The organism is Acetivibrio ethanolgignens, from assembly GCF_001461035.1.
Classification (GTDB): Bacteria; Bacillota; Clostridia; order Lachnospirales; family Lachnospiraceae; genus Velocimicrobium; species Velocimicrobium ethanolgignens.
Genome location: NZ_LNAM01000219.1, coordinates 70,520 through 84,632 on the forward strand (window position 1 = coordinate 70,520; position 14,113 = coordinate 84,632).

13 protein-coding genes are annotated in these 14,113 nt (G+C 30.9%); 12 read left to right on the plus strand and 1 reads right to left on the minus strand.

From position 1 onward, the window contains the following. The first annotated feature begins 293 nt into the window (after nt 1-293). The 12 genes from ASU35_RS17825 (at nt 294) to ASU35_RS17880 (ending at nt 13,499) form a co-directional block, all read left to right on the plus strand. Nucleotides 294-524, plus strand: coding sequence for a hypothetical protein (locus ASU35_RS17825; protein WP_058354308.1), 231 nt, complete (start codon nt 294-296; stop codon nt 522-524). Then, nucleotides 518-1,711, plus strand: a complete 1,194-nt coding sequence (locus tag ASU35_RS17830) for a glycosyltransferase (protein WP_058354309.1) — start codon at nt 518-520, stop codon at nt 1,709-1,711. Before ASU35_RS17825 ends, ASU35_RS17830 begins: the two co-directional genes overlap by 7 nt. Before the next feature lie 62 nt (nt 1,712-1,773). Beyond that, nucleotides 1,774-2,556 carry a glucose-1-phosphate cytidylyltransferase gene (rfbF, locus tag ASU35_RS17835; protein WP_058354310.1) on the plus strand — a complete coding sequence of 261 codons (783 nt, stop codon included), beginning with the start codon at nt 1,774-1,776 and terminating at the stop codon, nt 2,554-2,556. Between the two features lie 9 nt (nt 2,557-2,565). Next, entirely contained in the window at nt 2,566-3,627 is a 1,062-nt protein-coding gene (gene rfbG, locus ASU35_RS17840) for a CDP-glucose 4,6-dehydratase (RefSeq protein WP_058354311.1), read from the plus strand. Between the two features lie 14 nt (nt 3,628-3,641). Further along, nucleotides 3,642-3,959 carry a hypothetical protein gene (locus ASU35_RS17845; RefSeq protein WP_058354312.1) on the plus strand — a complete coding sequence of 106 codons (318 nt, stop codon included), beginning with the start codon at nt 3,642-3,644 and terminating at the stop codon, nt 3,957-3,959. Nucleotides 3,960-4,165: 206 nt separating this feature from the next. After that, nucleotides 4,166-5,158: a glycosyltransferase family 2 protein gene (locus ASU35_RS17850; protein WP_058354313.1), complete on the plus strand. Its 993-nt coding sequence runs from the start codon at nt 4,166-4,168 to the stop codon at nt 5,156-5,158. Between the two features lie 32 nt (nt 5,159-5,190). After that, nucleotides 5,191-6,447: a hypothetical protein gene (locus tag ASU35_RS17855; RefSeq protein ID WP_058354314.1), complete on the plus strand. Its 1,257-nt coding sequence runs from the start codon at nt 5,191-5,193 to the stop codon at nt 6,445-6,447. Between the two features lie 10 nt (nt 6,448-6,457). Next, nucleotides 6,458-7,804 (plus strand): lipopolysaccharide biosynthesis protein, encoded by a 1,347-nt coding sequence (locus ASU35_RS17860; RefSeq protein WP_058354315.1) that lies wholly within the window; start codon nt 6,458-6,460, stop codon nt 7,802-7,804. 23 nt (nt 7,805-7,827) lie between these two features. Then, on the plus strand, nt 7,828-9,660 hold the full coding sequence (locus tag ASU35_RS17865) for a thiamine pyrophosphate-binding protein (RefSeq protein WP_058354316.1): 1,833 nt from the start codon (nt 7,828-7,830) through the stop codon (nt 9,658-9,660). 179 nt (nt 9,661-9,839) lie between these two features. Next, complete coding sequence (locus ASU35_RS17870; protein ID WP_058354320.1) at nt 9,840-10,769, plus strand: NAD-dependent epimerase/dehydratase family protein; 930 nt, start codon at nt 9,840-9,842, stop codon at nt 10,767-10,769. A 15-nt stretch (nt 10,770-10,784) separates the two neighbouring features. Next, nucleotides 10,785-12,407 carry an aldolase catalytic domain-containing protein gene (locus ASU35_RS17875; protein WP_242861321.1) on the plus strand — a complete coding sequence of 541 codons (1,623 nt, stop codon included), beginning with the start codon at nt 10,785-10,787 and terminating at the stop codon, nt 12,405-12,407. Between the two features lie 18 nt (nt 12,408-12,425). Next, nucleotides 12,426-13,499, plus strand: coding sequence for an AroB-related putative sugar phosphate phospholyase (cyclizing) (locus ASU35_RS17880; RefSeq protein WP_058354317.1), 1,074 nt, complete (start codon nt 12,426-12,428; stop codon nt 13,497-13,499). Between the two features lie 66 nt (nt 13,500-13,565). Here the strand turns inward: ASU35_RS17880 and ASU35_RS17885 are convergent. Next, nucleotides 13,566-14,113, minus strand: a 548-nt coding sequence (locus ASU35_RS17885; protein WP_083504384.1) for an IS66 family transposase, incomplete at its 5' end; no start/stop codon positions are given.

Below are 14,113 nucleotides of genomic sequence, written 5' to 3' on the forward strand. Positions count from 1 at the left end.
AAATAATACAGAAAGAAAAAATAGACATTATTCTGCCAATTTCTTTTTATGATATGGAGATTTATTCTTGAAATGAAATACTATTTAAAACAAGTGAAAATTCTGTCAATTGATTATGCTCCTATAGCTGTCTGTATGATAAAAGAAAGGGAAAGAAGATTTTAGAGAATGTTGGTATTTTTCATCAGAAGGAAGTCTTAGCAAAATGGAAGCGTACACAATTAGAGTAAAGAGAATGCCTTGTGGCAGATAAAAAGGTTTAGTTTAGATAGGTAGTTGAGAAAGTTATTGTATTGGAGTCGTTTGTCGGTAAAAAAAGGGCTGTTTGGGGAATAGGAAATACAAAAAATCAGGTTAAAGAAACATGTTTACAATACATGGGAGTGATTTTTGGAGGAAGGAAAAATCTCATGAAGAGTTTAAAGACGAGAGAGAGGCAGGCAAACTTTTATGATGCTGTTCATGCTGCAGAGAAGATGGTGGATGATTTAGATTACTTAATGGAGAGCGATGAAAAATGTTAAAAACTTTAGTTCTTTTGCCAGGAAGCATAGATAATATTTTTTTGAAAAATGAGATGGAATATCTAAAAAGAAACTTTAATATTATTTATATTTTTGTTTACGAAAATCCTAAAAAGGACTGGTATGTGAAAGAGAAAAAAATCAAAACTTTATATGTAAAGAATTTTACAGTTAAGTCCATTATAAAGTCATTTTTTAATTTTTTATTGATAAAAGAATTAAGGCAGGAAGTAATAAAGCAGAAAAATTTAAAGAAAATACTATATGCATTTTTTTATGAAAACTTTTACTGTAATGTATGCCAGATTATAAAAAAAGTGCAATTAGAAGGAGAGGTATATTTATATTCATTTTGGCTTTCCAGAGGAGCTTATGCAGTTGCAAGGTACAAAAGGGAAAATGCGAATAAGGTAAAAAAAGCAGTGTCGAGAGCACATGGGTATGATTTATACGAGGAAAGAAATAAATTGAAGTATTTGCCTTTTCGTAATTTTATAAGGGAAAATTTAGATGAGATATATTTTATTTCAAAGCATGGAAAAAATTATTTTTTAAACAGATATGGTAAAGCAGACTGCCAGTATGAAATTAGCAGATTAGGAACAAATAATGAAAAAAGGATAGAAAAAATAATTAGAAATAAGAAAGAAATTTGTATAGCTTCCTGTTCTTCTATAATTTCAGTAAAAAGGCTAGATTTATTAATCAGGATATTAAAAGAATTAAAAGTGCCTTATAGGTGGATACATATTGGAAATGGAAAATTAAGAGAGGAAATAGAAACGTATGCAGGAAAGGTATTACCTAAAAATTCGTATCTGTTTTTAGGAAAAATAGAGAATGACAAAGTTTTAGAAATTTATAAAGAGTATGATGTGGATTTTTTTATCAACACCAGTGATTCAGAGGGAATCCCGGTTTCTATTATGGAGGCAATGTCTGCCGGGATTCCGGTGATTTGTCGTAATGTAGGGGGAAATGGGGAAATTGTGAATGGAGAAAACGGATTATTATTAGAAGAAAAAGAGGAAGACATTGTAATTAATAGAATGGAGGAATTTTTGAAAATAAGATTAGAAAAAAGAGAGGAGTACAGGAAAAAAAGTATTGCTTGTATACAAAGTTGGAATGAAAGGTATAATGCTGAAAAGAATTATGAAGAGTTTTGTAAAAAAATGAGAGAATGATAAGTGAATTAGATTAATAGAAATTGTATATTTGTTGAGTTATATAGAAAGGAAATTACGATATGAAAGTTGTTCTCTTAGCAGGCGGTTACGGTACACGTATATCAGAAGAATCTGTATTTAGACCGAAACCGATGATAGAGATAGGAGGTAAACCTATTTTATGGCATATTATGAAAGAATTTTCGTACTACGGGCATAATGAATTTATTATATGTGCGGGATATAAGCAGCATGTGATTAAAGAATGGTTTGCAAATTATTTTTTATATAATAGTGATATTACGTTTGATTATCAAAAGGGTGATAATTCTATGATCATACATAAGTCGGAAATAGAGCCATGGCGAGTTACGGTTGTTGATACAGGGTTAAATACTATGACAGGTGGAAGGATAAAGAGAATTCAGCAATTTGTAAATGATGACCCTTTTTTTATGACATATGGTGATGGAGTTTGTGATGTTGATATAAATGAACTGTTGGAATTTCATCGTAATAAAGGAAAAATAGCAACATTAACAGCAGTTCTTCAGGATCAATCAAAGGGAATCTTAGATATTGGTGGAGATAATGCAGTAAAATCTTTTAGAGAAAAAAATGTAAATGATGGTTCACCTATAAATGCAGGGTACATGGTTTTAGAACCTAAAATATTCAATTATATTGAGGACGATAATACTGTATTTGAGAAAACTCCTCTTGAAAGACTGGTTGAGGAAAGAGAATTAATGTCGTATATACATAAGGGATTTTGGCAGTGTATGGATAATATTCGAGAAAAGGATCAACTTGAAAAACTTATAGTAGCTGGTAAGGCTCCGTGGATCAAATGGAAGGATTAGGTATAAAAAATGCTTGATTTAAATTTTTATAAAGGAAAAAAGGTTTTTATAACAGGACATACAGGATTTAAAGGATCTTGGCTTTGTACGATACTTGTAAAAGCAGGAGCAGAGGTTACCGGCTATGCATTAGAACCTCCAACAACTCCTTCTCTATTTGAGTTAGCAGAAATCGAAAAAGATATTCATTCTATAATTGGTGATATCAGAGATTTTACTGCACTGCATAGGGCATTTGAGGAAGCTAAACCAGAAATAGTTTTGCATCTTGCAGCTCAACCAATTGTTAAAGATAGTTATAAAAATCCTGTATATACATATGAAACGAATGTGATGGGAACTGTCAATATTTGTGAATGTGTACGTCTTTCGACTACAGTTAAGTCGTTTTTAAATGTTACAACTGATAAGGTATATTTGAATAAAGAATGGGAATGGGGATATAGAGAAAATGAAGAATTAGACGGATACGATCCATATTCGAATTCTAAGTCATGCTCAGAACTTGTTACACATTCCTATATTAATTCGTTTTTTAAGAATAAGGGAATTGCTGTTTCTACTGCCAGAGCAGGCAATGTTATTGGAGGTGGAGACTTTGCGAATAATAGAATTATACCAGATTGCATAAAGGCTGCTTTAAAAAAGGAGGTAATTATTGTTAGAAATCCATATTCAATTCGACCCTACCAACATGTTTTGGAATCACTTTATGCATATCTTATGATTTCATCAAAACAATACGAAGATACAAAGTATGCAGGATATTACAATGTAGGACCAGATGATTCTGATTGCTACCAAACGGGAGATTTAGTTGATTTATTTGTTAGCAAATGGGGAGATGGGATGTCGTGGGTAACCCAATATGATGAGGGACCATATGAGGCTAATTTCCTTAAATTGGATTGTTCAAAATTAAAGAATATTTTTGGATGGAAACCGCATTGGAATTTGGATACTACGATGGAAAAAGTAGTTGAATGGTCTAAATGTTGGATTGCAGGTAAAAATATTAGGGAATGTATGGAAAAGGAAATAAATATATTTTTGGAGAATGATTATAAGTAGAGGAAAAGAATGCTATGATAAATATGCGTCATGTAGGTATTTATGTAAAAGATATTATAAAATTGACAAATTTTTATATAAATTGCTTTGAAATGTTACCCATTGTATTATTTGAAGATAATAATAATCGTATTGTTGAAGAACTATTTGGGAAAAATATTGTTATAAAAACAACTAAATTATTAACTCCCTATGGGAAAAAACAAGGAACAGGAGACATGATAGAATTAGTACAAATTAATAATAGTATTCAGGAAAAACCATATCTGCCAGAAGAAGTACACGGAGATATAGGGGACTTTGGGAGCTCCCATATAGCTATAGGGGGGTAGAAGATATAAGAAAAACTGTTGATTTGGTTGTTTTAAATGGTGGTAAAAAAATAACAAAAATATATATACATAACAGGCGATGTGTCTGTTTCTGTACAGATCCTGAAGGAAATTGGATAGAAATTATTTCTGAGGAAGACGGAAATGAAATATTTCCTGAAGCATAAGTTCCTGGATGAATGTCTAAAAGGAGGGGGGATTAACATATGGCACAACCTTTACTATCTATATGTATTCCTACATATAATCGAATAAAACATATACGAAGACTGGTTTCTTTTTTAGAGAGTGAATTAAAAGATGTAGACACTAGACTAATTGAAGTTATTATTTCAAATAATCATTCAGATGATGGAACTTTTGAATATTTAGATTCATTGAAAGAAAAATATGATTGGCTATTTATAAGTCATAATAAGCATAATATTGGTGGATTTAAAAATATGCAAAAATTAATATACATGGCAAAAGGAATATATTTATGGATACCTGGAGATGACGATTATTTAAAAAAAGGTACTATTGGAAAATTATTAAGAATAATTCAAGAGGAAAGTCCAACGTATATTTATATGTCGAGAAGAAATATTAATGAAGAGACAAAAGAAATTACTATTCAAGGAAAAAAATACTGTATTGAATATAATAAGAAAATAAAAGTAACACATAACCAACTGGTTACTTTATTAGTGGATAATTATACTGACTTGAAATTTCAAACTTCATCAGTTTTTTTGACGGAAAATTGCAAAAGATATGACAATGAGGCAAACTATATGGATAAAAATGCCAAGGAAGCGTGTCACTCATTATATAAAACAGTGAGAAGTATGCAAGAGGGTGCGGCTTATTTTATATCAGAGGTTTTAATACTAAGTGGAGATCAAACAACCTGGAGTGATAGATGTATTGATTATGGGGCAGTTGCTGACTATAAATTTTCAAATTATTTGCTTTCATTTGGCTTTACAAAGAGTGAGAGCAGAGAAATTGGGAATTTTCAACTTGCACGTGATTTAGTAACCTGCTTTCACAGTAAGGAACTGATGGATAAATGGAAAGAATATGAAAAACCGGGAAACGGTACACAGTTGTATGTAGCGTTTATTGTACTGTGTTTAAAGAAGATTAGACGTAAATTTTTTAAACTTCAGTGTATTATTGACGAACCAATAGATAAGTCATGCTTTGGGTTGTAGTTAAATATTTCGTTGTTTGATAGGAGAAAAAAATGGTATCATTTATTTTGCCAATAATCTGGTCACTGGCAGTTTTATATAAATTAAAATATAAAAAAAACGTATATGGATTGCTGTTTTTATCATTAATAATTCCACCAACTATTAATATTGTAAATTCCAGAATAAATACTATGTATTATTTGTGTATTTTTCTTATGTTGATGATAGTTGGAAAACGGCTGATAATTGGAAAGATTTTTCTCAATAATGCTATAGTGATGACTTCTGTTATTACTTTTTATTTTATTGCTTGGGGATTAAAAGGGAGTGGCAGTTTTTTTTATGAGTTTATTGGAGATATAAAGTTCATTGTTTTACTAATTGAGTTTGCGATCATTATGAAAAATGCGAAGTGTGAAGAAATAGATGCTGGTTTTCAATGGGCGTTAAAGTTTTCTACTGTTATTAATTTTCTAGTAGTTATAGGGACATTTATAATTCCTATGGAAATTACGAATCTCGTGCTGCTGTTTTACTACAATGATGATACTATTAATTCTATTGACAATTTTGTTGATGGAAGACTCGCTCGCGCATATGGTGTATTTAATCATCCGGCAGTTTTATCAATTTTTAGTTTAATGGTTTTTTTCTATTTTTTTAAAAGGCATTATGAAAATAAAAAAAATATTATTTATATGATAATGGCATTGATAATGGGAATGAGTGCATATTCAAAAACTTTTATTTTGGGGATGCCGATCATTTTTTTAATATGGATGATATTTAATATAAAAAATATTAAGATATTTATTTTATTTAATGCATTATTATGTATTCTTATGGGCATATATGCTAATTTTGAGATTGTCATTGAAAGAATTCGCGATATAAATCCAGTACTTGCATATTATATGAATTACTTAAATCATCCGATAGAAGCGTTGGCTACACGATACAGTCCTCAAACAGGGAATATGGTTCCAATGTATTACATTATCCGCCAGAATTTGTTAATAGGAGTAGGACCTAATCCAATAGGTACAGAAACCGTTGTTGATAGTGCACCGCTCGTTATTATACATAATGGAGGATTATTAGCTCTTAGTTTAATTTTAGCTATGTATATAGTATTACTTTCTAAAAGCATTCAAATAAAAAATGATGTACTATTGTGTTTTCTTTTTATTATTATTTTGTCTGGGTTGGCATTGCCAACATGGATATTTCACCAGGCAACTTTCATAATGTTGGTTTATATAATAATTATACTTAGCAAGTCTAAAAATAAAATTTTGTGTAGGTAAAGGAAATTCAATGAGAAGTAATAAAAATAATTTATTTGAAAAAGGTACAGTGGTTACATTTATAAATTATATAACAAAAATATTTTTAAATCCGATAATTGTCTTATTTGTTCCTGTTTTTTTAACAGAAGAGGTGCAGGGATATTGGTATACATTTGGTAGCATTGCAGCATTAACTTCATTTGCGGATTTAGGGTTTACATCAATTATGACTCAGTATACAGCACATGAATATACATATCTTACATTGGATGAAAAGAAAAGGTGTTTTGTCGGTGATAATAATAAATTAGAACGAATAGCATCGTTGTTTAAATTTATAGTTAAATGGATAATCGTTGTACTATGTATTGCATTCTTAATAATTGCAACTGTTGGATGCATAATATTTACTGGAAAAAATGATAATGTATATTGGCTAACTCCTTGGATTTTATATGTGTTTGGTACAGTAATAAATTTTTCTATGGAAGTTGGATTGTCTTTTTTCGAAGGTTGCAGTCAATTTCATATAACACAAAAAATTCGTATTGTTGCAAGTACAACACATTGCTTGCTGACAATAGTATTACTTGTATTAGACATGAATTTATTTGCATTGGCAATACCTTTATATGTAAAAGCAGCTATTGTAGCAATAGGGCTGCTTAATAAATATGGATTTGCTATTAAGCAAATGGTTGCAATTAAAAATAACACTCGAATTAACTGGATTGGAGATATCATTCCTTTATTAATACGCTATGCGGTTAGTTGGATGAGTGGATATTTTGCCCAGCAAATTTATAATCCTATTGCTTTTTCGAGGTTTAGTGCATCAGAGGCTGGACTTGTAGGATATTGCATTTCTATAGTTTCAGCAATTTATTCAGTGGCAAATGTTTGGAATTTATTAGCAGTGCCCCAGTATAATATGGCTGTTGAAAAAAAAGATTGGAGAAAAATGGATTATCTTATGAAGAAAAATTTGTTACTTTCTATAATTACTTATATTATAGGAATTGCAGCATTATTTGGGACATCAATAATTCCTTTTTCTAACCGTTTAATTTGGTCACACATACTTAGCCCAAAGGCGGTAGTCATGTTGGCAATTAATTATCTGTGTTCAATTATAATTTATGTTGAAGCAACATATCTAAGAGCCCATAAAAAAGAACCGTTTATGATCATATCTGTTTGTTCTGGCTTAATTAGTTCAATATTGACATTATTTTTTACAAATATATTAGGTATAGAATATATGTTTTTAGGATTAATGCTTACAAATATAATTATTCTTCCGGTATCTGTTTATATTTGGAAAAAATGTCGAATGGAATGGCATAAGAACGGAGTATTTGAAGGAAAATCATAGTTTTATAAAGATGGAGGAAGAAAATGAAGATTAAAGTTGCAGAATGGATAGCCTGTTTTTTGGTTGAACAGGGAATTCGATATAATTTTACAGTACCAGGTGGAGGAGCAATGCATATGAACATTGCTTTTGGACATCAAGACGGTATAAACAATATTTTTGTTCAACACGAGCAGGCTGCGGCAATGGCTGCAGAAGCTTTTCAAAGAATTAATAATGAATTACCGCTTGTGTGTTGTACATCTGGTCCGGGAGGAACAAATACACTTACTGGGGTAATGGGAGCTTGGTTGGATAGTATTCCTATGTTGGTTATTTCAGGACAAGTAAGATATTCAACAACAGCACGATCAACAGGGCTTCCTTTACGATCAATGGGACCTCAGGAATTTGATATTGTGAAAGCTGTATCATGTATGACAAAATATGCTGAAATGGTTGTTGATGCAAATACAATAAAGTATCATCTGCAGAAAGCTATTTTCCTTGCCACTAATGGAAGACCAGGACCAGTTTGGCTTGATATTCCATTAGATGTGCAAGGAGGATATATTGATACCGACAATTTAATTGAATTTAATCCCAGTGAATGCACTGGTGAAGTTTCAAAGAATATAGATAATGATATTGTTGATTGTATTTTGAAGAAAATTATAGATTCAAAGCGTCCGGTTTTTAATGCTGGAAATGGTATACGTATAGCAGGAGCTTATGATGCTTTTAACAGGGTGATCCATAAATTAAACATTCCTGTTGTAACTGGATGGGACAGTATAGATTTAATATCAGATGATGATGATTTGTATGTTGGTCGAGCGGGGACTATGGGAAATCGACCAGGCAATTGGGCCATTCAAAATAGTGATTTAATTTTATCGATTGGAAGTAGATTAGGAACATATCAAGTTGGATACAATAAAGACACTTGGGCAAGGGAAGCATATGTAATAATGGTTGATATTGATGAAGCAGAATTGAAAAAACCAACCATACATGTTGAATTTCCAATTTGTGCTGATGCAAAAGAATTTTTGGAATTATTAGATGAGAGAATTGATATTTCTAAAATTGAAAGAAAAAGTGATTGGATAAGCCGTTGCTTACAATGGAAAAAAGAGTATCCAGTAGTACAGGAAAAACATTATAAACAAAAAGAGTTGGCAAATGTTTATTGCTTTATGAAAGAACTTAGTACTAGATTGTCAGAGGGACAGTTAACTGTAACAGGAAATGGCAGTGCCTGTGTGGTAGGGAGTAATGCATATGTAATTAAAAAGGGGCAACGCTTTATAATGAATCAAGGAGCATCGTCTATGGGATATGATTTGCCAGCTTCAATAGGTGCCAGTTTTGCAAGAAATAAAGCTTCTGTAATATGTCTTTCTGGGGATGGAAGTATTCAAATGAACCTTCAAGAATTACAGACGATAGTATTTCATCAATTACCAATTAAGATTTTTGTAATTAATAATGAAGGATATCATTCAATGCGTCAAACAGAGGAAAATTTATTTCCGGAATATGATACGACAATAGGTGTCGGACCAGAAAGCAAAGATTTAAGCTTTCCTTGTATGAAAAAAATTTCGGAAGCCTATGGAATCCCTTATTATAAAATTGATAGTAATGATATGGGAAAAATATTGGATGCTGTTTTAAATGAGGAGAAGTATGCTTTATGCGAAATATTTGTTGATACAAAGCAGAAATTTGAGCCTAAAAGTGCTGCAAAAAAATTGAGAAACGGAACTTTAATTTCGCCACCCCTAGAAGATTTAGCACCTTTTTTGCCACGTGAGGAGTTAGAAAGAAACATGATAATACCATTATTGCCAGAGGTGTTAAAAACTAATTAATGGTAATAGATGAAAAATTGTGGTTTAAAACATCTTCGAACAGTCAAAGCTGTAATGATGTAGAAACCATTTCATGGTGTCTTTCCAACTATATTAGAGATGAATTAAAATACCTAGAGTTAATATCAAGAAAGGGAAAATTCAATTACCATCTAAGATAATTGAATTATATGTGTAATATGAATACAATAAAAAAAGCAGTAATTACAGGAGCAACAGGTGCAGTAGGAATTTCATTAATAAAAGAGTTAATTAATCAAGGGATTCAGGTTACGGCTATTTGCCATAAAAATTCAAAAAGGATTATTAATATACCAGATAGTTCTTTGGTACAGATTATAGAATGTAATATGGATGAATATTCCATATTAAAATGTACATTAAATGATACTTTTGATGCTTTTTTCCACCTAGCTTGGGATGGGACATATGGAAAATATCGTGATGATTTGCAAATACAATTATTAAATGTAAAGTATACATTAGATGCCGTGAGTTTGGCAAAAACTTTAGGTTGCAAGGTTTTTATAGGTGCAGGTAGTCAAAGTGAATATGGACATGTTGAGGGAGTAATAACTTCTACTACGCCATGTAATCCTGATAATGGATATGGAATTGCAAAACTAGCCGCAGGGCAGATGAGCAGGATAAAATGCAATGAATTGGGTATACGGCATATTTGGTGCAGAATTATTAGTTTATATGGTCCGTATGATGGCAATCAAACCATGGTAATGAGCTTAATTAAACAATTGTTAAATAATGAAAGGCCTAAGTGTACATATGGAAATCAGATTTGGGATTATATTTATAATAAAGATGCAGCTCGTGCATTAAGATTTATGGCAGAAAATGGAAAAAATAATGAAATATATTGTTTGGGATCTGGAAAAAGCAGGTTTTTAAAAGATTATATTCTTGATATTAAAGATGCAATAAATCCAAATGCACAAATAGGGTTTGGTGAAATTGATTATTATCCACATCAAGTAATGCATTTAGAAGTAGATATTTCAAACTTAAAAAAAGATGTAGGATTTGAACCAAAGTATACTTTTTTGCAGGGGATAAGAGAAACTGTAGATTGGTATAAAGAACATATTTTATAATTGAGGAGTGCATGAGTGGTGAAAAATATTCAATTATTAGATTGTACGTTACGGGATGGCGGTTATGTTAACGATTGGAAATTTGGACAAATAAATTTAATAAGTATGTTTGAGAGATTAGTTGATGCCAATATTGATATAATAGAAGTTGGATTTTTGGATGAACGAAGACCATTTGATAAAGATAGAAGTATTATGCCAAATACGGAAGCAGTACAACAAATTTTTGGCAATTTAGATAAAAAGCATTCAATGATTGTTGGAATGATTGATTATGGTACATGTAATATAGATAATTTGCAACCATGTGAAGAGAGTTACTTGGATGGAATAAGAGTAATTTTTAAGAAACATTTAATGAAAGAAGCAATGGAGTTTTGCAAAAATGTGAAAGCTTTAGGGTATAAAGTATTTTCACAATTAGTGTCTATAACATCATATTCAGATGAAGAATTATTGTCATTGATTAGCTTGGTTAATGATGTAAAACCTTATGCTGTTTCGATGGTAGATACATATGGGCTGTTATACCCGGAAGACTTATTTCACTATTATAATATACTAGAGAAAAATGTATTACCGGATATAAGAATTGGTTTTCACGCACATAATAATTTTCAGCTAGCATATGCTAATTCTTTGGAATTTATAGGGAAAGAAAGTAAACATGATATAGTAGTGGATGGAACCATGTTTGGCATGGGAAAGAGTGCAGGTAATGCACCTATTGAATTAGTTGGGATGCGATTAAATGAAAAATATGGTAAGGATTATCAAATAGATTCTATACTTCAAGGAATTGAAGAGAGTGTAATGGACTTTTATTACTCATCGCCATGGGGATACAAGGAATTTTTTTATTTGTGTGCAAAAAATCAATGTCATCCTAATTATATTACTTATTTTCAGTCAAAACAAAATTTATCAACTAAAAAGATTGATGAAATACTTTCGTTAATAGAGCCAGAAGAAAAAAAGTTATTATATGATAAACATATTGCAGAAGCCTTATATGAAGAATATATAAGTAATAAGCATATAGATGATAAGCAGATTATTCAATTAAAAAAAGAAATTAATTCAAAGGTGATTTTACTTATTGGTCCTGGAAAAAATATTAAATTACAAGAAAGTCTTGTGCAAAAATTTATTAAAGAACGAAATCCATATATTATTTCAATTAATTATATTCCAGATAATATTGAAGTGAATTGTGTTTTCATATCAAATCCTAAAAGATATCATGAGATGATTTTAAAATTACATAAAGTAAAAGTAACTAAATTAGCAACAACCAATGTAGAGTGTATTAATGGTTCTTTTGACTATATAGTAAATCGAGCACCGTTGCTTGAAAATGATGAAAAAATAATTGATAATTCATTTTTGATGCTTATTAATTTAATGAAAAGGATGAATGTAAATGCATTGTTTTGTGCGGGATTAGATGGATATTCTGAAATGGAAGATAATTATTGTAATCCCGGTATGGAATATAGTTTTATGAAACAAGAGGCAGCTTATTTAAATAGACATATGAAAAATAAGGTAAATGAATATCGCAAGTATATTGATATTAGTTTTATTACTTTTTCTGCATATGATATGAATGATGATATTAATAGTGCTTTTATATAAATTTGGAGGCAGAGATATATGGTAATTAAATCAAATTTGAAAGAATATGAAGTTTTTATTGAACAAAATATGGAATTTATAACTTTATTAAAAAATGTGGAAAATGCAGAATATGTAATCGATAAAAATGTTTACGAGCTATATAAGAAGTATTTTAATGATATTTCAAGGGAAAGACTTATTATTATAGAAGCTATAGAACAAAATAAAATTATTGATACTGCTTTGGAAATATGTGAAAAGATAACGGAGATACCGGCTAAACGCAATGCGACACTTATATCTATTGGTGGTGGAATTATTCAAGATATTACTGGATTTGTGGCCAATATAATGTATAGGGGGATTCAATGGATATTTGTGCCAACAACTCTATTAGCTGCATGTGATAGTTGTATAGGAGGAAAGACATCATTAAATTATAAAAAGTATAAAAATTTATTAGGAACATTTTATCCACCAGATAAAATATATATTTGTTCTCAGTTATTTTATTCATTGAGCGAACGCGATTTTATGAGTGGATTGGGAGAAGTTATTAAGTTCAATATTATGGCGGGAGAAAATGGACTTAGTAAAATAGAAAATAGTATTGATCGTTTACTGAGGCGAGATATAGGAACTATAGATTACTTTATCAATTCTAGTCTAGAATTTAAAAAGAGATATATTGAGATAGATGAGTTTGATAAAGGAGAACGTATAAAACTTAATTTTGCTCATACTTTTGGTCATGCTATTGAAGTTGTAACAGAGTATAATATTCCCCATGGGACTGCTGTAGCAATTGGAATGATTATGGCAAACCACATTTCATATAATAGAGGTTATCTAAAAGATGAAATAGTTAGTCGAAGTGAGAATATGCTTTTAAGGGTAATAGATATTGATTGGGAATTATTAGAGAAACCATATGAATATTATATAAATGCTATAAAAAAAGATAAAAAGCAGATTGATAGTTCATTAACAGCAGTCCTTATTACTGAATACGGGACAAATAGCTACTTGAATGTAGTACACGATTTAAAACAAAAAGAGATAGTGAATTCAATTGAGTACTTTAAGAGACTATACAAAATATGGAATTAAGGAATAATTAGAGGGTAGTCTATAGCACCTGTTTATATGTTTATTGGTAACTATTCAGAACCACCCTTATTCAAAGATGAAATCTGGATGACCTGAGATTGCATTTCTGATTGCTTCGTAAGCATTGTATCCCTGCTTATGTGCCGTACCAACGTAGGACATGATTTTTAGATAATCTCTGGCACCTTCCTCAGTTCGGAAACATCCGGATACTTTGGTTTTCACCTTTATCATCCGCAGATCTCGTTCCGCATGGTTGTTATCAAACGGGACATTGAAGTTATGGATAAAAAGGCAGACTGAGGCCTTGTAATTCGCAAGGCGTTCTACCAGGGCAAGGATTTTTCCTTTTTTCTTCCGTCCACGTTTTTTCTCCGTGGTTTCGGGAAGTGGATTTTCCTTCCGAGCCTGTTCGATAAGTTCATCATACTTCTTATCGAACTTATGATAGTGATAATGGCTCAGAGAGTCCTTACCTTTCTCTACAGCTTTATCTTTGACCTTTTTCATTTCCAGCAAAAGGTCTATAAATGCAGATGCCCACTTCTGCTCAGGATGATTTTCATCAATCCCGGTCAATTCACGAAGAAGATGGGCACAGCAGACTGCATGCT

Excerpts from the sequence above, each read along its gene's own strand:
- ASU35_RS17865 (WP_058354316.1), top strand. The coding sequence starts at position 7,828 with ATGAAGATTAAAGTTGCAGAATGGATAGCCTGTTTTTTGGTTGAACAG.
- ASU35_RS17880 (WP_058354317.1), top strand. The coding sequence starts at position 12,426 with ATGGTAATTAAATCAAATTTGAAAGAATATGAAGTTTTTATTGAACAA.
- ASU35_RS17870 (WP_058354320.1), top strand. The coding sequence starts at position 9,840 with ATGAATACAATAAAAAAAGCAGTAATTACAGGAGCAACAGGTGCAGTA.
- rfbG (WP_058354311.1), top strand. The coding sequence starts at position 2,566 with ATGCTTGATTTAAATTTTTATAAAGGAAAAAAGGTTTTTATAACAGGA.
- ASU35_RS17855 (WP_058354314.1), top strand. The coding sequence starts at position 5,191 with ATGGTATCATTTATTTTGCCAATAATCTGGTCACTGGCAGTTTTATAT.
- ASU35_RS17845 (WP_058354312.1), top strand. The coding sequence starts at position 3,642 with ATGATAAATATGCGTCATGTAGGTATTTATGTAAAAGATATTATAAAA.
- ASU35_RS17860 (WP_058354315.1), top strand. The coding sequence starts at position 6,458 with ATGAGAAGTAATAAAAATAATTTATTTGAAAAAGGTACAGTGGTTACA.
- rfbF (WP_058354310.1), top strand. The coding sequence starts at position 1,774 with ATGAAAGTTGTTCTCTTAGCAGGCGGTTACGGTACACGTATATCAGAA.
- ASU35_RS17830 (WP_058354309.1), top strand. The coding sequence starts at position 518 with ATGTTAAAAACTTTAGTTCTTTTGCCAGGAAGCATAGATAATATTTTT.
- ASU35_RS17850 (WP_058354313.1), top strand. The coding sequence starts at position 4,166 with ATGGCACAACCTTTACTATCTATATGTATTCCTACATATAATCGAATA.